At 40.8% G+C, this 18,510-nt stretch carries 17 protein-coding genes and 3 pseudogenes; 3 read left to right on the plus strand and 17 right to left on the minus strand.

Annotated features, from left to right (window positions below; translation table 11 throughout):
* Together MHB38_RS14855 and MHB38_RS14860 are read right to left on the minus strand one after the other, a co-directional pair.
* Entirely contained in the window at positions 1-1,143 is a 1,143-nt protein-coding gene (locus MHB38_RS14855; protein WP_007500555.1) for an AI-2E family transporter, read from the minus strand.
* A gap of 65 nt (positions 1,144-1,208) precedes the next feature.
* Positions 1,209-1,601: a DoxX family protein gene (locus MHB38_RS14860; protein ID WP_202734263.1), complete on the minus strand. Its 393-nt coding sequence runs from the start codon at positions 1,599-1,601 to the stop codon at positions 1,209-1,211.
* A 200-nt stretch (positions 1,602-1,801) separates the two neighbouring features.
* Here MHB38_RS14860 and MHB38_RS14865 point away from each other — a divergent pair, with 200 nt between their 5' ends.
* Positions 1,802-2,791: a Gfo/Idh/MocA family protein gene (locus MHB38_RS14865; RefSeq protein WP_019743561.1), complete on the plus strand. Its 990-nt coding sequence runs from the start codon at positions 1,802-1,804 to the stop codon at positions 2,789-2,791.
* A gap of 55 nt (positions 2,792-2,846) precedes the next feature.
* Here MHB38_RS14865 and MHB38_RS14870 read toward each other — a convergent pair whose 3' ends face one another.
* The 8 genes and pseudogenes from MHB38_RS14870 to MHB38_RS19600 all read right to left on the minus strand — a co-directional run.
* Positions 2,847-3,371, minus strand: a complete 525-nt coding sequence (locus MHB38_RS14870; protein WP_202734262.1) for a type 1 glutamine amidotransferase domain-containing protein — start codon at positions 3,369-3,371, stop codon at positions 2,847-2,849.
* Between the two features lie 90 nt (positions 3,372-3,461).
* Positions 3,462-5,450 (minus strand): methyl-accepting chemotaxis protein TlpB, encoded by a 1,989-nt coding sequence (tlpB, locus tag MHB38_RS14875; protein ID WP_202734261.1) that lies wholly within the window; start codon positions 5,448-5,450, stop codon positions 3,462-3,464.
* Positions 5,451-5,614: 164 nt separating this feature from the next.
* The gene (locus tag MHB38_RS19575) at positions 5,615-6,562 is read right to left on the minus strand and encodes a methyl-accepting chemotaxis protein (RefSeq protein WP_407708023.1); all 948 of its coding nucleotides are present in this window, start codon (positions 6,560-6,562) and stop codon (positions 5,615-5,617) included.
* Positions 6,554-7,591 (minus strand): annotated as a pseudogene (locus tag MHB38_RS19580) (HAMP domain-containing protein); the annotation flags it as partial. The gene MHB38_RS19575 and the pseudogene MHB38_RS19580, both read right to left, overlap by 9 nt.
* Positions 7,592-7,767: 176 nt before the next feature.
* Positions 7,768-8,718 (minus strand): methyl-accepting chemotaxis protein, encoded by a 951-nt coding sequence (locus MHB38_RS19585; protein WP_370529239.1) that lies wholly within the window; start codon positions 8,716-8,718, stop codon positions 7,768-7,770.
* A pseudogene (locus MHB38_RS19590) lies at positions 8,713-9,756 on the minus strand (HAMP domain-containing protein); the annotation flags it as partial. The gene MHB38_RS19585 and the pseudogene MHB38_RS19590, both read right to left, overlap by 6 nt.
* 126 nt (positions 9,757-9,882) lie before the next feature.
* The gene (locus tag MHB38_RS19595) at positions 9,883-10,833 is read right to left on the minus strand and encodes a methyl-accepting chemotaxis protein (RefSeq protein WP_370529240.1); all 951 of its coding nucleotides are present in this window, start codon (positions 10,831-10,833) and stop codon (positions 9,883-9,885) included.
* A pseudogene (locus tag MHB38_RS19600) lies at positions 10,825-11,874 on the minus strand (cache domain-containing protein); the annotation flags it as partial. The gene MHB38_RS19595 and the pseudogene MHB38_RS19600, both read right to left, overlap by 9 nt.
* A gap of 156 nt (positions 11,875-12,030) precedes the next feature.
* Here MHB38_RS19600 and MHB38_RS14895 point away from each other — a divergent pair.
* Positions 12,031-12,771 carry a protein-glutamine gamma-glutamyltransferase gene (locus MHB38_RS14895; RefSeq protein WP_099496711.1) on the plus strand — a complete coding sequence of 247 codons (741 nt, stop codon included), beginning with the start codon at positions 12,031-12,033 and terminating at the stop codon, positions 12,769-12,771.
* A 21-nt stretch (positions 12,772-12,792) separates the two neighbouring features.
* Here the strand turns inward: MHB38_RS14895 and MHB38_RS14900 are convergent, their stop codons facing one another.
* The 6 genes from MHB38_RS14900 to MHB38_RS14925 form a co-directional block, all read right to left on the minus strand.
* Entirely contained in the window at positions 12,793-13,041 is a 249-nt protein-coding gene (locus tag MHB38_RS14900; protein WP_017358966.1) for a hypothetical protein, read from the minus strand.
* 24 nt (positions 13,042-13,065) lie between these two features.
* Positions 13,066-14,097 (minus strand): NAD(P)H-dependent flavin oxidoreductase, encoded by a 1,032-nt coding sequence (locus tag MHB38_RS14905; RefSeq protein ID WP_182488901.1) that lies wholly within the window; start codon positions 14,095-14,097, stop codon positions 13,066-13,068.
* Between the two features lie 14 nt (positions 14,098-14,111).
* A complete protein-coding gene (locus tag MHB38_RS14910) occupies positions 14,112-14,513 on the minus strand; it encodes a secondary thiamine-phosphate synthase enzyme YjbQ (RefSeq protein ID WP_025207889.1) in 402 nt (133 codons plus the stop codon).
* A gap of 136 nt (positions 14,514-14,649) precedes the next feature.
* Positions 14,650-15,942, minus strand: a complete 1,293-nt coding sequence (locus MHB38_RS14915) for a hemolysin family protein (protein ID WP_007500537.1) — start codon at positions 15,940-15,942, stop codon at positions 14,650-14,652.
* Positions 15,943-15,990: 48 nt separating this feature from the next.
* The gene (locus MHB38_RS14920) at positions 15,991-16,665 is read right to left on the minus strand and encodes a zinc metallopeptidase (protein WP_024719711.1); all 675 of its coding nucleotides are present in this window, start codon (positions 16,663-16,665) and stop codon (positions 15,991-15,993) included.
* 81 nt (positions 16,666-16,746) lie between these two features.
* Entirely contained in the window at positions 16,747-16,971 is a 225-nt protein-coding gene (locus tag MHB38_RS14925; protein WP_008345775.1) for a hypothetical protein, read from the minus strand.
* Positions 16,972-17,097: 126 nt separating this feature from the next.
* Between MHB38_RS14925 and MHB38_RS14930 the strand changes: the two genes are divergently transcribed.
* Positions 17,098-18,084 (plus strand): potassium channel family protein, encoded by a 987-nt coding sequence (locus MHB38_RS14930; RefSeq protein ID WP_099496712.1) that lies wholly within the window; start codon positions 17,098-17,100, stop codon positions 18,082-18,084.
* On the opposite strand, the gene MHB38_RS14935 is transcribed toward MHB38_RS14930, so the two are convergent.
* Entirely contained in the window at positions 18,081-18,482 is a 402-nt protein-coding gene (locus MHB38_RS14935; RefSeq protein WP_024719713.1) for a YugN-like family protein, read from the minus strand. The two genes, MHB38_RS14930 and MHB38_RS14935, sit on opposite strands and share 4 nt — an antisense overlap.
* Between the last annotated feature and the right edge of the window lie 28 nt (positions 18,483-18,510).

Here is an 18,510-nt window from a genome sequence, read left to right on the forward strand (position 1 = left end):
TCAAACCTTTTCTTCTTTATACAAATTGGATCGCATTTTGAACCAATCAAACAGGTGGGTCGTGATCACTTTCAGAACGGCATACGTCGGAATCGCAACAATGATGCCGACGACGCTGAACAATTTACCTGCTGTTAATAGAACAAAAATAATCGTAATCGGATGGATATGAAGGTTTTTCCCCATGACCTGAGGAGAAATGAATTTCCCTTCAATAAGTTGAACCACTGTCCAGACAATGATGAGTTTTAAAAGCATCACTGGTGATGTCACAAGCGCAATCACAATCGCTGGTGTAATCGCAATGGTTGGACCAAGGTATGGCACTACACTTGTACATGCCGCAATAATCGCCAGCAGCAGCGCATAGTCAAGTCCAATAATCATATAGCCAATTAAAAGAAGAATACCGATACAGAAGCTGACAATGATCTGCCCGCGTATATAAGAACTTAGACGATGGTTCATTTCGTGAAGCACGATATGAGTATGGTCTCTAAACTTATTCGGGATAAATTTCAAGAAATAGTCAGGCAGTTTTTTGCCGTCTTTTAATAGATAAAACAGAATGAACGGAACCGTCACGATCGAGATGATAATTTCAGTAAGCGCCCCTAAGAAAGTGCCGACTCCAGTAAAAGTACTTTCCAAAATCTTCGTCGCTTGACTTGACGCTTTACTCACCAATTCAGAGACGTTAAAGTTCATCGTTTTCTGCACTTGACTAATAAAGTTGCTTCCAGTTAATTGTCTAATCTGTTCTTCTACCGTATCAACGTATTTTGGCAGATTATGAAACAGACTCATCGTTTGTGCTTGTAAAAAAGGAATAATAGATACAATGGTCACTGTAATGATCCCAATAATGACGATATATAAAAGCAAAATCGAAAAGATCCGTTTGACCTTAAATCTCTCTAATAAATTCACAATTGGATTTAATAAATAATACACAACCCCCGTTAAAATAATCGGTAAGGCAATGGTTTTGATGAGTACAATGAGCGGTGTGAAAATAAAAGATGCTTTCATGAAAACAAGGATATTCAACCCTATTAATAGCAGGATGAGTAAAAAGAGAACAAACTTGTTATCAAGAAAAAATTTTCTAAATCGACTGCTCCACATTTGCATAGAATTCATATCTTTCCTCCAAACACGGGCTATTTTATTAGTAAATTGTACACTACTTGATCATCATTTTGTGATCATTGTTTTAGCTTTTTTTCACGTTTCGCAATGGACATGGCCCATCCAATCAAAATCGGTTGTCCGATTAACCTCATCCATAACAAGGCTTGTTCTGTGCTCTCTTGCCCTGGAAATGGAATCCCTTCTCTCGCAGCAAATAGGTTCGCAGGGAAAATGAGCACCAGATAGACAGCGATCATTTTTGCTGCCACAATCCTTACGTTTGGAAGAAGCAGTAATACGGCCAGCAGCCATTCCAAGCATGCGGTGGCATAAATGATGCCATAGGGAAATGGCCATCCAGACAACATGCGGGCAAAGCCGCTTGGCTCTATCACATGAAAAACACCGGCTGCTATAAATAAAAGCGCGAATGCGTATGTACTTCCTATATGTAGGATGCGCTTCATGTTCGTTTCCTCCTCCCTCCTTCTCAAGTATTACCCGAATGAAGGAGGAAACTATCCACTTTTCGTACATTTATATTCTTTATGTAAGACGCATCAGCTAAGGTAAAGGTTTCATCCGCTTTTCAATAAAAAAGAAGATTCTTTCATACAAACGCTTTCAAAGCATGTATAATCAGAGAAAAGCAGAAGGAGGGAATGTGATGATTCGATTTGCTGTCATCGGAACGAATTGGATTACAGATCGATTCTTACAGGCTGGTGAAGGAGTGGCGGATTTTACATGTACGGCCGTCTATTCTCGGTCTGCTGAAAAAGGACAGGCATTTGCAGACAAGTATGGCATTGATACCGTCTTTACTAATTTACAACAAATGGCGGCAAGTGATGCATTTGATGCTGTGTATATCGCAAGTCCAAACGCCCTTCACAAAGAGCAAGCGATGCTGATGATGGCGCATCAAAAACATGTATTATGTGAAAAACCATTGGCCTCTCACCGGAAAGAGGCTGAAGAAATGATTGCTGCTGCGAAAAAATATCAGGTGTGCTTAATGGAAGCGATGAAGACCACCTTTCTGCCGAATTTTCTTCAAATCAAACAGCATCTTGATCAACTAGGCCCCATTCGGCAAGTGATCGCTCATTACTGTAAATATTCCTCAAGATACGATGCCTACAGAAACGGTGAGATTCCAAATGCTTTTAAGCCGGAATTATCCAATGGCTCCTTAATGGACATCGGCGTGTATCTTGTCTTTCCCATCATTTATTTATTCGGGCTGCCACATCAAATCACCGCGAGAGGCTATACACTTTCTTCTGGAGTAGATGGGAGCGGTTCATTACTTTTACAATATGAAGGACATCAAGCACTTCTTTTCCATTCAAAAATCTCAACATCTCATGTATCTGCTGAAATTCAAGGGGAGGATGCCACAATGGTGATTGATCAATTCCATCGCCCTTCTCGTATCATCATCCATGATCGGAATGGACAGCAAACCGATATTTCTATCAAAGATGATCAACCTGCTATGTATTATGAAATCGATCACTTCATTCAATGTATCAAGCAAAAAAAGGGACAGTCTCCAATCAATACATTTGCCTTATCCGTTCAAACCATGTCAGTCATGGACGAGGCGAGAAGACAAATGGGCATTATCTATCCAGCCGACAGACAAATGTAATGAGGCATTGAATGAACAAAGGGCGTTTTACAGCCCTTTGTTTGTTCGTGTGAAACTAGTTTGCCGCTAATACATCGGCAAATGCTTTCACATATGGCGGAAGGTCCGGCGGGCGTCTGCTTGATACAATATGACCTTCTGTCACAACGGCTTCATCAAACCATTCCGCTCCAGCATTTGTCATATCATCTTTAATACCAGGTGTACTCGTTACTTTTTTACCTTTCAGGATACCAGCTGAAATGAGCACCCATCCGGCATGACAGATTTGTCCGATCGGTTTGCCCTTTGCATCAAACGTACGAACGATGTCTAATACTTCTGGATATCGGCGCAGTTTATCCGGCGCCCATCCCCCAGGAACGAGAACCGCATCATAATCATCTGCTTGAATGGAATAGAAGTCTGCATCTGATACAGCTGGCACTCCGTACTTCCCGATATATTCATGATCTGCTTTTTCGCCTACGAGATGGACAGTTGCCCCCTCTTCTCTTAATCGCAAAACGGGATACCATAGCTCTAAATCTTCAAAATCATCACTGACTAACGCAATGACCTTCTTATTTGATAAACGCATAACATCTCTCCTTTTCTTCGGATTTCCTCTATTGTACGAGATCATCTCTTAAAAAGAAAAGCGGTTCCCCTTGAGGAGAACCACTTTCCATTATTCACTGATCTTGAATTTTTTAATTAAGTCACGCAATTCTTCCGCCATTTGGGAAAGCGTCGTCGAAGAAGAACTAATCTCTTCCATTGATGCCAGCTGTTCTTCTGCTGATGCTGCGATATCTTGAATACTTGCTGAACTCTCTCTCGATACATCTGCAATTTCATTCACTGCTTTAGAAATTTGCTCAGATCCTTTTGAAAGCTCACGAACTGTCGTATTCATTTCATTGATTCTTGTCGCAATTTCTGCCGTTTGCTGATTGATTTGTGAGAAGCTTTCTTTTGTTTGGTCTGTAATTGATAGGCCATTTTTTACTTCTTCATTCACAGATTTGAACATATTTTGAGACGTTTCTATTTCAGAGACAATTTCTTTGACGAGTTTTTCAATCTCTTTTGCAGAATCTGATGATTGAACCGCCAGCTTACGGACTTCTTCTGCTACAACCGAGAAGCCTCTGCCTGACTCACCCGCACGTGCTGCTTCAATGGCTGCATTTAGAGCCAGTAAATTCGTTTGATCTGCTATACCGTTAATGACACCTAAAATGTTGGTGATATCTTTTGATTTATGCTCTAATCCGTTGATCACACTTTCAGCTTCTTTCACTGAATGATCAATCGTTTTCATTTGACCAACTGTCTGTTCAACAAGCTGTCCGCCTGTTTCTGCGACTGTTTTTGATTGAACCGATGATTCTGTAATGACATCAGATGTTTGTGCAACTTCATTTAGCCCTTCGTTCATTTGTTTCAAGTGGGCTGCACTTTGTTCCACCATTTCACTTTGATTTTCGTTTCCATTCGAGAATGTTTCAATGGATGATGTAATATGTTCGGTTGCTTTTGTCGTTTGACCTGCACTTGCCGTCAGTTCTTCAGACGATGACGCCACGTTTTCAACAGATGTCTGTACAGCTTGGATGACGTCTCTGAGTGACTCACTCATTTCATTAAAACTTGTACCGAGCTGACCAATTTCATCCTTTGATTTAACATCAATTTTTTCTGTTAAATCTCCTTCGCTAATCTTCTTAGAAGAGGAGACAAGCCTGGAAAGTGGTTTTGTAATAGAACGGATGATAAAGAAGATGAGAATACCGCCAATGATGAGCGCACCAGCTAATATAATGGCCGCCATGTTGAAGACTGGCTGCGCCGCTTCTTCTACTTCATTGACAAACATTGTACCGGCAATTTTCCAACCAGTCGCTTTGTTTGTTGTGAACTCCATTTGCTTTTCTTTCCCTTCAAACATATAACTCATTGAACCTTTGTCTTGTGTATAAAGCTTGTCTACCCAATCACCTGTTAATTTTGTTCCTGCTTTTTTCGTTGGATGTGCCACGTATGTTCGATCTGGGCTTCCGATAAAAGCATGACCTTCTTTACCAATATTGATACTATTAGACTCTTTTACTAGATTCGCAATGTCCAGGTTCATGGCAATAACACCAGAACCGTCCTCTAGTTTTTTAGAAATCGTCACAACAAGTGTACCAGTTGATGCGGTTGGGTATGGAGCGGAAACAGACAGCTCACCGTTTTTCGCCCAGCCATCTTTGTACCAATCCCGCTCAGTTGCGACATAATCAGCAGGCATTTTTTGATTTGGATATCTTGAGAACACTTTTCCATCACTTGAAGCAACAAAGATGCCTTCTGTGTCATCATTCATGCTCATGAATTGCTCAAAGCGCCCTTGAATATCAGTCGTTCCTTTTTGCCCCAGCTTTTTCTTCGTAATCCATTTGCTAAAGAAATCGGCTGCGTCTGTTTTTACTTTCACAACCTTCGTAATGTTTTTGTCCAGCTGTTCTACATTTTCCTTTGCACTTTGCATGATTTGATCATTTAAAGAGGTGCTCGCCGTATGATATGAAGAGAATGCCAATACGATAATTGGGCATAAAAGAATAAATAAGAAAGAGAAAACGAGCTTTTTTGATATCGATGGTTTTTTGAAATACTGTATGAAATTCATAAAAAAGAAAACTCCTTTTAGTAAGATAGTATATATATCGGAAGTACTACTAGGTTCTTTACTTTTTTAATTTATTAAAGTCTAGATAAGTCCAAAATACCCAAATTATGTGCAAAGAACGGAAAAACACCTGACGTCAAAACGTCAGGTGTTCCATATGACTCTTATATTTTAAATTGTTTGATGAGCTCTCTCAGTTCTTCTGCCATTTGAGATAAAGTGGCGGAAGATGAGCTGATCTCTTCCATTGATGCCAGTTGTTCTTCTGCTGAAGCCGCAATATCTTGGAACCCTGCGGAACTTTCACGTGAAAGCTCTTTGATTTGATTGACTGCTTGTGAAATATCGTTTGAGCCATGAGAAAGTTCTTGGGCTGACCCGTTCATTTGTTTCATTTGTTCTGTCATTTCTGATGTCTTATGGGTGATTTTCTCAAAACTCACTTTCGTTTCATCTGTAATGTTTAATCCAGATTGAACTTCACCTGCTACTTGTCTAAACATCTTCTGCGACTTTTCAATTTCATCTACGATTTCGTTCGTTAGGCTTTCAATTTCTTTTGAAGAGCTGCCTGATTGCTCTGCCAACTTGCGGACTTCTTCAGCGACCACAGAGAAGCCTCTTCCTGCCTCACCTGCACGTGCTGCTTCTATCGCTGCATTTAAAGCAAGGAGGTTCGTCTGATCTGCAATGCCATTGATAACTCCAAGAATGCTTGTAATGTTCTTAGATTTCTGTTCTAGCCCTGCAATCACAAGCTCTGCTTCTTTCACTGCTTGTTCAATCGTTTGCATTTGACCTGCTGTTTTTTGAACGAGCTCTCCACCAGCCTGAGCGGTTTTGCTAGACTCAATAGATGATTCCATCATATGAGAAGTCGTGTTGACCATATGTGATAAGCTTCGATCCATGTCGTTTAACTGGACAGAGCTTTTTTCGATCATCTCATTTTGATGTTCATTGCTGTTTGAGAACTGTTCAATAGATGAGGTAATATGCTCAGTCGCTTGGGCTGTCTGTCCTGCACTAGCCGTTAATTCTTCAGATGAGGCAGCAACATTTTCAATTGAATTCTGGACGGCTTGAATGACTTGTTTCAGCTTTGCCGACATATCGTTAAAGCTCTGTGCAAGCTTGCCGATTTCATCGTGAGTGCGCACCTCGATATGCTGGGTGAGATCCCCCTGACTGATTTTCTCAGCCGATTCAGAGAGCTCTATGAGTGGTTTTCGGATCGATTTAATAATAAAATAAATCGCGATTCCACCGATGACAATCGCAGCAGCTAGGATGATCATGGTTAAGTCAAGCACTGGCTGTGCGGCTTCCTTCACTTCGTTGACATACATTGTTCCCGCAAGCTTCCAGCCTGTCGCTTCATTTGTGTCATAAAACATTTGCTTCGGCTGTCCGTTGAATTCATATTCGAAACTGCCTTTTTTATTGTGATACATCTTTTCGATGAAATCGCCTGTCAGTTTCGTCCCGGCCTTTTCCGTTTTATGAGCAATGTAACGTTGGTCTGAGGTAGCGACAAACGCATAACCTTCTTGACCAATTTTGATGCTGTTTGTATCTTTCACAATCGTGTTCAATCGTACATTTATACCAATGACACCAGAACCATCTGCTAACTGTTCTGATATTGTGATGAGCAGGTCATCTGATGACTTGTCTGTAAAAGGATCTGAAATGATGAGTTTGTCATCTCCCATTGATTGTTGAAACCATGGTTCATTTTTTGCGCTTTTGGCACTGCCTTTATGAATCTCTGAATATTCAGTTAGTTTACCATTCTGATCTGCAACAAATACTTCTACGACATCGTCGTCTGTTTCCGATAGTTGCTCTAATTTCACCTTAAGTAAATCCTTATTTTTAGAGGCCAGTTCCTTTTTTTTCACCGATTTAGATAAATATGAAACAATATCAATTTTAGGCTGTACATCTTTATTGATCAATTCATTTAATTGATTCACACCATTTGCAGCGCTAGACATAATCTCATCATTGAGAGACTTAGACGCCACTTCATAGGAAAATGCGGCCAACACAAGAATGGGCACTAGGAGAATCGCTAAGAATGCAGTAATTAATTTCTTTGACATCGTAAAGTGCTTAAAAAAGTTGATTTTTTTCATGACTCTACTCCTTTTGGTTTATGATTTGGGATCATCCCCCTCTATTTTTAGGTAATACGGATTATTTTTCAAGGTGTAATGCTCGAAAACTCATCAAAATAAGCATATTTACCTATTTCTTTCGTTATATTCAGTTCAAAAAAGAACCCCCTAGCTGGAGGTTCTTTTCATTTTGTTTATTCGACTTTAAATTTGCTAATCAAATCACGTAATTCTTCTGCCATTGAAGATAGGGTGGCAGAGGATGAGCTGATCTCTTCCATTGATGCCAGCTGTTCTTCAGCTGAAGCGGCAATGTCTTGAATATTGGCGGAGCTTTCACGTGATACGTCTGCAATCTCACGGACAGCCTCAGAAACATGTGCAGATCCTTTTGACAGCTGGACAACTGTTCGATTCATTGTTTGGAGCTGATCTGAGATTTCTTTGGTCATGTCGAAAATATTGTGGAAGCTGACTTTCGTTTGTTCAGTAAAGCTTAAGCCTGATTGAACTTCTTGATTTACTGCTGTGAATACTTCTTGTGATACATCAATATCTTGAACGATTTCTTTGATTAAGTTTTCAATTTCTTTCGCTGAGTTGGCAGATTGAACAGCAAGTTTTCTTACTTCTTCTGCTACAACGGAGAAGCCTCGACCAGATTCGCCAGCTCTTGCTGCCTCAATCGCTGCATTCAGCGCAAGTAAATTCGTTTGATCTGCGATGCCATTAATGACACCAAGAATCTGGGTGATATCTTTTGATTTGCTTTCTAGCGCACTGATGACATTCTCTGCTTTTTTCACTGATTGATCAATCACGTTCATTTGAGAAGCGGTTTTTTCTACTAGCTGTCCGCCTTCTCCTGCAATCTCTGTTGATTTGATGGATGAAGCGGTAATCGATTCAGCCGACTCATTCATGTGCTGAAGGCCTCTGTTCATTTCTTCTAACTCTTCTGAGCTTGATTCCACTTTATCATTCTGGCTTTCGTTACCAGTAGAGAATTGTTCAATGGCTAATGTAATATGCTCTGTTGCTTTACTTGTTTGTCCTGCGCTTGCGGTCAGTTCTTCTGATGAAGAAGCGACATTTTCAACGGAGGTTTGGACGGCACCAATGAGGGATCTTAATGAGTCAATCATCGTATTAAAGCCTTTACCAACTTGTCCTATTTCATCATCTGATTGAATCTGAAGTTTATCACGTAAATCACCATCGCTGACCTTTTTCGAGAAACGGGCCAGATTGGATAATCTATTTGAAATAGAGCGGACAATAAAGAAGATGAGGGTTCCTGCTACGATCAGTGTCACACTGAACACAATAATGGCTGTATTGAAAACGGGTTTAGCTGCATCCTCTACTTCTGATACGAGCATCGTGCCGCCGATTTTCCAGCCGGTTAGTTCATTGGTGACATAAGCTACCTTTTTATCTGTTCCATTGAGTGTATAGCTGCCGTTTCCTTGTTTGTTTTTAAAAATAATGTTCGCCAAATTCTCATTGACTTTGCTTCCTGGCTTTTGGGTTGGATCTGCTAACACGGTTTTATCCTTCTCCATGATGAAAGCATATCCTTTTTGACCTATTTTGATTTCTTTTAGCTTTTGAATGAGGCTGTCAATTTCCATATCAAGACCAATCACTCCTGAGCCATCTTTCGTTTTTTGGGCAATGGTGATGACCATTTTACCTGTAGATGCTGCGACGTATGGCTTCGTGATGACTTGTTTACCATCAGCACTCATGGCCTCTTGATACCATGGACGCTCTCTCGGATCATAGCCATCAGGCATTTTTTGAACTGGGTATTGCATGAACAAGCCCTTTTCTGAACCTGCATAAATGGCTGAGACATCTTTTTCATTAATTTTTCCGTATTGCTGCAATTCTTTAATGGTAGCTTTTCTATTTTTTTCTTGAAGATTAGCCGCTTTGAGATCATCTGTAAACAGGGTCACAGCCTCTGCCTTGTTCCCAATATTCTCATCGATTAAGGTATCAAATGCATTGACCTGACTCATCGCACTGCCCATAATCTGTTTGTCTAACTCTGTTTTTGATGTAAAAAATGCACTGATTGTGAGTGCGACGGTTGGCAGTATGAGGACTACCAAAAAGGCAATAACTAATTTTTTAGAAATGGATGGTTTTTTGAACCATTGGATCATTTTTCCCATTTTCTCTTTCCCCCTTTACTTCTCTAAAGTTATTATCGGATGAAAGGTTTATTTTTAGAGGGCTGGAAATGACGTTTAAAAATAAAAAAAATACCCAGACAATTCTGGATATTTTTTCATCGTTTTTTAATCAATTTTAAATTGACTTGTCAGCTCTTTTAGTTCCTCAGCCATATTGGCAAGTGTGACAGAAGAGGAAGAAATTTCTTCCATAGATGCCAATTGTTCTTCAGCAGATGCCGCAATATCTTGAATGTTCGCCGCACTTTCTCTTGAAACTTGACGCATCTCCTGCATGGCTTGTGACACAAGTTTTGATCCACTTGATAGGTCAACCGCTGTATCATTTAATTGAGTGAGCTTTTTCGACATACCTTCTGCCGCCTCATAGATGTTTTGGAAGCTTTCTTTTGCTTCTTCTGTCATCCCAAGTCCTGCATTTACTTCTCGGTTAACAGCTTTGAACATCTCTTGAGATTTGGAAATTTCCAACACAATTTCTTGGATCAGCTTTTCAATTTCTTTCGCTGAATCTGCGGATTGGACCGCTAGTTTTCTGACTTCTTCTGCTACGACAGAGAAGCCGCGCCCTGATTCACCTGCTCTTGCTGCTTCAATGGCTGCATTGAGTGCAAGTAAATTCGTTTGATCTGCGATGCCATTAATGACATTTAAAATGCTCGTAATATCTTTAGACTTGTATTCTAATTCTTTCATAACTTGTTCTGCTTCTTGTACAGATGTGTCGATATGTTTCATTTGATTCGCTGTGCTTTCAACGATACGTCCGCCTTGTCCAGCCGCTTCTGTCGATTGAATGGAGACAGCAGTCACTTCTGATGAAGTTTGTGACATACCTTGTAATCCTTCATTCATTGCGACAAGCTGATTCGTGCTAGATTCGACTTTCTCATTTTGTGCTTCATTCCCATTTGAGAATTGTTCAATCGACATGGTGATATGCTCTGTCGCCTGACTTGTTTGGCTGGCACTAGCAGTCAGCTCTTCTGAAGCTGAAGCCACATTGTCGACAGATTGTTGGACCGCTCGGATAACTTCACGCAAAGATTCACTCATCTTACTAAAGCTTCTTGTGAGGTCTCCTATTTCATCCTTCGATTTGGTTTCAAGGGTTTCCGTTAGATCCCCTTCACTCACCTTTTCGGAGAAATCAACAAGCCTTCTAAGTCCAATTGTGATGGAGCGAACGATAAAGAAGATCGCAATACCGCCAAGGATAAAAGAAGAAATTAAAAGAATAATGGCAGAATTCCAAACTGGCTGTGCTGCTTCTTCTGTTTCTGATACAAACATCGTTCCAGCAATTTTCCAACCTGTTAAATCATTTGTCACAAAAACGAGACGTTTTTGCTCTCCTTTATTCTCATAAGTTGATGTTCCTTCTTTGCTGCTGTAAAGGATTGATGAAATATTTTCAGTCACTGCAGATCCTGATTTTTCTTCTGGATGAGCGACAATCTGTTTGTTTTTATTTGCAATAATTGGATATCCTTCTCGTCCAATTTTAATGTCTTTGATTTTATCGACAATGTCTTGAACTTCAATGTCGATTCCTATTGCTCCAGACCCGTCCTTCAAGCGTTGGGCAATTGTGACAACCATGCTGTCTGTTGTGGCTGAGACGTATGGATTGGTGACAACAGGTTCACCTGTCTCATCCTGCATCGCCGCTTTGTACCAGTCACGAGTTGTTGGGTCATAGTCCTTTGGCATATCCACTTTAGGATACTGAATAAAGTCACGATTTTTACTTGCTGCATAAAACCCAACCACATCATCTTCATTGATTTTACTGTATATCTCAAAATGCTCATACAGTTCGTCCTGGTTTTTCTTTTTAAAGTCTGCAGCACTGGATGTTTCGGTAAACAGTTTGACTGCGTTCTCCTTATTCAAAAGCTTTTGCTCGATCATGTCATTCAGCTCATTGACCCTTGCGTTGGCTCCGTACATGATTTCATGATCTAATTCTTCTTTGGCAATCTGATATGAAATCGTACTGAGTGTAATGATAGGCAAGACGAGAACAAGTGTGAATGAAATAATCAGCCTTTTAGAAATCGATGGTTTTTTCAACCATTTTATGATACTTTTCATGTTTTTCCTCCTTTTAAACGTTATGTTTTATATCGGACATCTTCATATTATTTTCATGTTTTTCAAATAAAAAGGATGCCTTTTTGTTTATTTTCACAAATTGATTCCTTGCCCAAGCATCCCGCATACGCTAATACAAAAGGGGGCGCTTTTCATATGATTATCCTTTCAGGACAGCCAGTGACAAATGAGCAGCTGGCATCGTTTCAGCTAGAAGGACAAAAGCGTATCATTTTGATGCAATTACAAGCCTCAAATGATACGTTCCGTTATAGGCAGGCATCTGATTTGTTATTTGAGGTGACTTTACGATCGAATATCATGAATGCGGCAAGAGATTTGAATAAAAGCGGTGCCTCATTTGCTATCTTTCAAAGGTCCCGTGCGAATGACGCCTATTGGCGTGTATCAGAGGCAGGAGCGTTAGAACTGCGCTATCAAGTCGAGCCATCTACAGGGATTAAAGACATCTTTGAAAATGGCTCAAAATATGCCTTTGAATGTGCCACAGCGATTGTCATTGTGTTTTATATGGGAGTCTTGCAAACGGTAGGAGACGAGAAGTTCAATCGAAGACTTAGAACTTTAACACTGTATGACTGGCACTATGATACATTGTCCATTTATACAGAGCGCGGAAATGATTTTATTTATGGGGATTGCCTATATTTCGAGAATCCAGAGTTTAGCTATCAACAGTCTCAATGGCGCGGAGAAAATGTGATTTACTTAGGGGAAGATCAATATTATGGGCATGGGCTTGGGATCTTAACAGCTGCAGAGATTATTGATAAATTAAATGCCAGAAGACGGCCAGGGGCGGTTCAGTCCGCTTATTTACTGCCGCAGACTACTAGGATGGATGTTATTTATCTCAGGCAAATGTTTGGCAGCTAAAAAAGGCCTCTTGTCTATAGGTTATGACAAGGGGCCTTTGTATGCCTTGCGTTTGCGGTAATCGTGGAGCGTGCCAAGCATTGTGTTTGCTAGGATTTCCATTTCTTCTAGGTCGTTTCTTGTGACTGGAGGGTCGTGCTGATTCCATTTCACATAACGGACGAAATAGTAATGACGAATGGGGGTAAGGACGGCAGGGGAGTGCGGAAAATCATCAAATAGAAATTCAATTTGTCCTTTTTTCCGATATGAATGTTTTAAGATTTCCATCCTGTCACACCACCCATCATCAAATTATATGTGCGTGAGTTCATGCATGATCTCTTCAACGGTTAAAATGGAATGAATACGGCCAACCCCCTGACCTGCCCAAAGAGCCATTTGTTCTGGGTTTCCTGCAGCAGCTGCCGCTTTTCGCATCGGTGTTGTCCATACATGCTGTATAGGATAGGGAAGAACCCGGTCTTCATTTCGTCTTTCTTCCTCCATCCACTGATTGACAATACCTCTGGCTTTTTTTCCAGAGAAAAGCCGTGTCATCGCTGTTTCACTGCCTTCTGCCTGTAACAGCGCCTTTTTGTACACATCTGCCGCAGCACTTTCTTGACTCGCTAAAAATCGTGTCCCTATTTGAACCGCATCTGCTCCAAGTGCTAGTGCAGCTTTCATAGTGGTCCTGTCTGTGATACCTCCAGCGGCAATCAATGGGATATGACAGACAGACCTGACATCACTGATCAGGCAGAAAAGTCCCTGCAGAGCATCTCCCTTTGAATGTAAAAAGGTACCTCGGTGCCCTCCTGCTTCGCTTCCTTGCAGAACAATGGCATCCATTCCTTTTTCTTCTAAAAGCAGTGCTTCTTTTTTTGTTGTAGCTGTTCCGATGAGAAAGATCCCCTTTTGTTTCAGGTGATGAATTGTTTGTTCGTTTGGACAGGCAAATGTAAACGACACAACTGGGACTTCTTCTTCTTGAAGAATGTTGATTTTTTGTTCATAGTCCTTCCATAATTCTTCTTCGTTAGGGATTATCTGTGCTTCTGGAATGACAGGCAGCCGATCTGTCCAAAATGATACATCTTCTGTTTTCGTTTCTGAAATGGGTTCAGGGACAAACACATTCACTTGAAATGGATGAGATGTCAGCAGTTTGACCTCTCTGATTTGCTGCCTCATCTTTTCAGGCTTTACATAACCACTTGCTAAGCTGCCGAGACCGCCATATTGTGAAACAGCGGCGACAAGCTGCGGCGTCACCGCTCCTCCTGCCATTGGTGCTTGAATGATGCCATGTTCAATTTGAAGTAACGCTGTGAATTCTCCCATCTTCTCCCCCGCCCTTACTCGTTAGATGACACCTGTACATAAAAGTGACGATGTCTCGGTCCGTCAAACTCGCAAAAATAGATTCCCTGCCACGTTCCAAGCACAAGATCACCATGATGGACAAGAACGTGCTGAGATGCTCCCATATAACTAGCTTTCATATGCGCTGCTGTATTGCCTTCCATATGACGATCTTTTGAATGTTCCCATGGAAAGACTTCATCAAGCCGGCGCAGCATATCTCGTTTGACGTCTGGGTCGGCATTTTCATTAATGGTGATTCCAGCCGTCGTATGTGGACAATAGACCATAACCGTTCCGTTTTGAATCCCAGTTTCCCGGACATATTGCTGAACTTCATGGGTAATGTCTATCATGTCATCGTGTTTGTCTGTTTGTACGTTGATTTTTTTCATTTCACTAGCTCCTTTTGATCATGTCTATAAAACCATACCCTTTTTATGTGAAATCAATCACTGCCGGTTGGCAGAAACAAATCTTCTTACCTAAAGTTTACCAAGCAAAAAAACCTCGTCAATAGCTCCGAGGTTTTTAGGAAAAGTGAACCTTTTTTACTTCTATGGTTCGAATATGATGATCTTCTGCATCGACAATTTTAAATTCACAGCCTTCTGCTTCAATGATATCTCCAATGTCAAAATCAATTTTATGCGTCATCATCCAGCCGGCAATTGTATCAACATCATCATTTTCAATCGCTAAATCCAATAAATCATTTACTTCATCGATCAAGGCTTTCCCATCCATCACATAATGAAAGTCACCTTTTTTCACAATATGAGGGGTCTCATCTTGATCATATTCATCTCGAATCTCGCCCACAATTTCTTCTAATATGTCTTCAACTGTGACGAGACCTGCTGTTCCGCCGTATTCATCTACAAGCACCGACATATGAATCCGTTCCTTTTGCATCAAAATCAGCAATTCTTGAACCGGTGTACTTTCAATGACACGAATGACAGGGCGCATTAAGTCTTCAATGGACACCTCTTGATTGAGAAAACTTGCTTTAAATACGTCTTTGCTATTGATCACACCAATGACATGATCTTTGTCTTCTTTAATGACAGGATAACGTGTATACCTTTCGTTCAGCATATAATGCGTCACGTCTTCCAGGCTCTGTTCAATTTCAATGGCAGAGATTTCTGTGCGCGGGATCATGATCTCTCTCGCCACTCGGTTATCAAATTCAAATATTTTATTGACATATTTGTATTCAGATTGGTTGATCTCGCCCTTTTCGTAGCTTTCAGACAGGATGAGACGCAATTCTTCCTCACTGATCGCCACTTCATGTTCTTTGACAGAATGAAAACCAAATAATTTCACAATGCCTCGTGCAGCCCCATTTAATGCTTTAATAAACGGGTACATGACTTTATAGAAAAAAATAAGAGGTTTTGCCGTCACAAGACTGACGGCTTCTGCCTTTTGAATGGCAATCGTTTTGGGAGCAAGTTCCCCAACGACAACATGCAAAAACGTAATGATCACAAAGGCAATGATAAACGATATGATGTCTGTCAAAGCGGAATGAAGCCCTGCCTTTTCAAAAAGCGGATGCAGGAAATGTTCCACTGTTGGCTCCCCTAACCACCCTAAGCCTAATGCCGTGATGGTAATGCCAAGCTGACAGGCAGATAAATATTCATCAAGGTTAGTTGTCAGTTTCTGAACATGAATGGCTCTCTTATCACCGCTTTCAATCAGCTGATTGATTTTTGAGCCTCTAATTTTCACAATCGCAAATTCAGTGACAACAAAAAATGCTGTCGCAGCAATGAGTAATAGGACTAAAAATACGTTTAAAATATACAAAAAAACCCTTACCTAACACGGGTAAGGGCTCACCTCCTCTGGCGTCAATTAATCATTACGGCCATTTAGGAAGATCATTACAAAACGGAGCAGTTCAAACAGGGAGACAAGGGCCGCTGCTACGTACGTAAGAGCTGCGGCATTTAACACCTTGTTCACGCCTCTTTCTTCACTGCTTCTAATGATTCCTTCTGAAACAATGATATTCTTTGCACGAGAACTTGCGTTAAACTCAACAGGCAATGTCACTAGCTGAAAGAACACAGCAGCTGAGAACAGAACGATCCCAAGCCCGATTAAGTTAAGGCTGCCGAGCAATAATCCACCTAGGAAAAGAAGCGGGGCAACACCAGATGCAAAGTTCACGACAGGGAAGATCTTATGTCTCAAGACAAGCGCACCATAGGATTCCTGATGCTGCAAGGCATGTCCAACCTCGTGTGATGCGACTGAAATGGCCGAAATGGAATGGCCATAATACACTGGTTCAGATAAACGAACCACACGCTGCGTCGGGTCGTAATGATCAGTCAAAGTTCCTCTTACCGGTTCAACGGGTACATCATATAACCCGTTGCGATCTAAAATATATCGAGCGGTTTCAGCACCTGTTTTCATACTGGCAGCTTCAACCTTTGAATACTTTTCAAAATTATTCTTTACTTTAAATTGTGCCCAAAAAGACAATCCCAATGCGGCAAATGTTAAAAAATAAAAAAACAGCATGCTCATCAGCTTCCTTTTTATTTTATATATTTATTTACAATTTTAATGACTTTTATGTAACGTGTACAGCAAAAAGCACTAGGTCTTTTTAAGGGGAATCACTACACCAATGAAAAAGAAGAACATTCCGATGCATGCTGTATAAAATGTCACCGTTCCATATAGGTCTTGAAAAAAACGAAGCCACGAGAAATCATTCATAAAATGGTTTACCGCATTTAAATCAAACACGAGTAAAATCACCGCAGATGATAAAAAGTGTGCGCCGATAAAAAGAAGTACGGTCTTTTGAACAAACGACATTCGCATTCCCTCCTTCTTCTCTCTTATTTTAAGATATGGGTTCTGTTTCAATACATGACGATGATGAAAAATTGTTTCCTAATCGGGCATACTGACATTAGCAGTCTCCCTGAAAGGACGAGTTCGATGAAATCAAACCGTATCTTCATTGCCTGGCTAAGATGGCCTCTTTATGTTCGCATTGCGATCATCATCTGTTTCTTGCTTCTCTTTTTTGGACAATTAATCGTCATACTTGAACCAAAGCAGTATCATACGATCTTTGATGGGATCTGGTGGGCTCTCATTACAGTCGCGACGGTAGGCTATGGTGATTTTGTGCCGCAAACTATGCCTGGGCAAGTAGCAGGGATGGCGCTTATTTTGATCGGCGCCAGCTTTGTCACTGCATATTTCGCCACACTTGCTGCCGCCGTATTTAGCAAACAGCACCAGTATGTAGAGGGGAAGGTGGCTTTCAAGGGGAAGGGACATCTCATCATTGTCGGCTGGAATGAGAAAACGAACAAACTGCTTCAATCGTTTCAAACCATTGATCCCGCCATGCCGATTGTACTCATTGATGATTCCTTAAAGGAAGGACCTCTTTTAGAGAATGTCCATTTTATTAAAGGCCATGGTACAGAGGATGCCACACTTCGCAGAGCAAATATTATGAGTGCTGATACATTAATGATTACCGCCGACCAGCATGAAAATGAAGTGACAGCTGATATGCAGAGTGTCTTAACCTTGCTTGCGGCAAAAGGATTAAATCCTTCGTTATATTGTTTAATTGAAATTTTAACCGATCGCTATGTGAAAAATGCTGAGCGGGCTGGAGCCAATCAAGTCATCCATACTTCTGATGCCGTGAATCATTTAATGGTGGAGCATTTTCTTTTAAAGGAACAGCTCATGGCGTTAAAAATAAAAAGAAACATGACCCTCCATAAACAGATCACTATCATTCCAGTACCAGCTTCATTAGCTGGAGAGACATTCTTAACGGCACTTCATCACTTTTTAGAGCATCATGTGATCATTGTAGGCGTACAAAAAAAAGAAGGACCCATGATGAATCCTCCTTTTGGATATGAGCTTCATCCAGAGGATGAGCTGATCAGCTTTTAAAGCAGTACATCTTCTAATTCTTTGACGAGTGAAAAGCCAATTTCGGCATAAGCCTTTGACACATCTCCGTCTTTCTCTTTCGGTTCTTGGAATTGGTTAAAAGATGCCCCTACATTTCCAACCATCGCATGGTCATCTAATTTATCTTGATAGACATGCTTTAAGAGAAATGGATGTCCCATTTTCACCACAACGCCTGGCTGATCCAGCTGTCCTTTCTCGGCTGTAAACGGAACTCTGAGAAAGGTATAGCCGTCACGGTTGTCAATTTTATAATCAAAATATCCATGATCATAATCCCAATTCCCATTAATGACATATCCGAGCGGCTTCATGTTTTCTTCTAAATGGTACAGTGAAAAGCTTTCACCAGTTAGCCTAGATGGTACATGAATCATACAGAACCCTCCTTTTTGTATAGGGTTC

The organism is Bacillus sp. FSL K6-3176, from assembly GCF_038003325.1.
Lineage (GTDB): Bacteria > Bacillota > Bacilli > Bacillales > Bacillaceae > Bacillus > Bacillus altitudinis.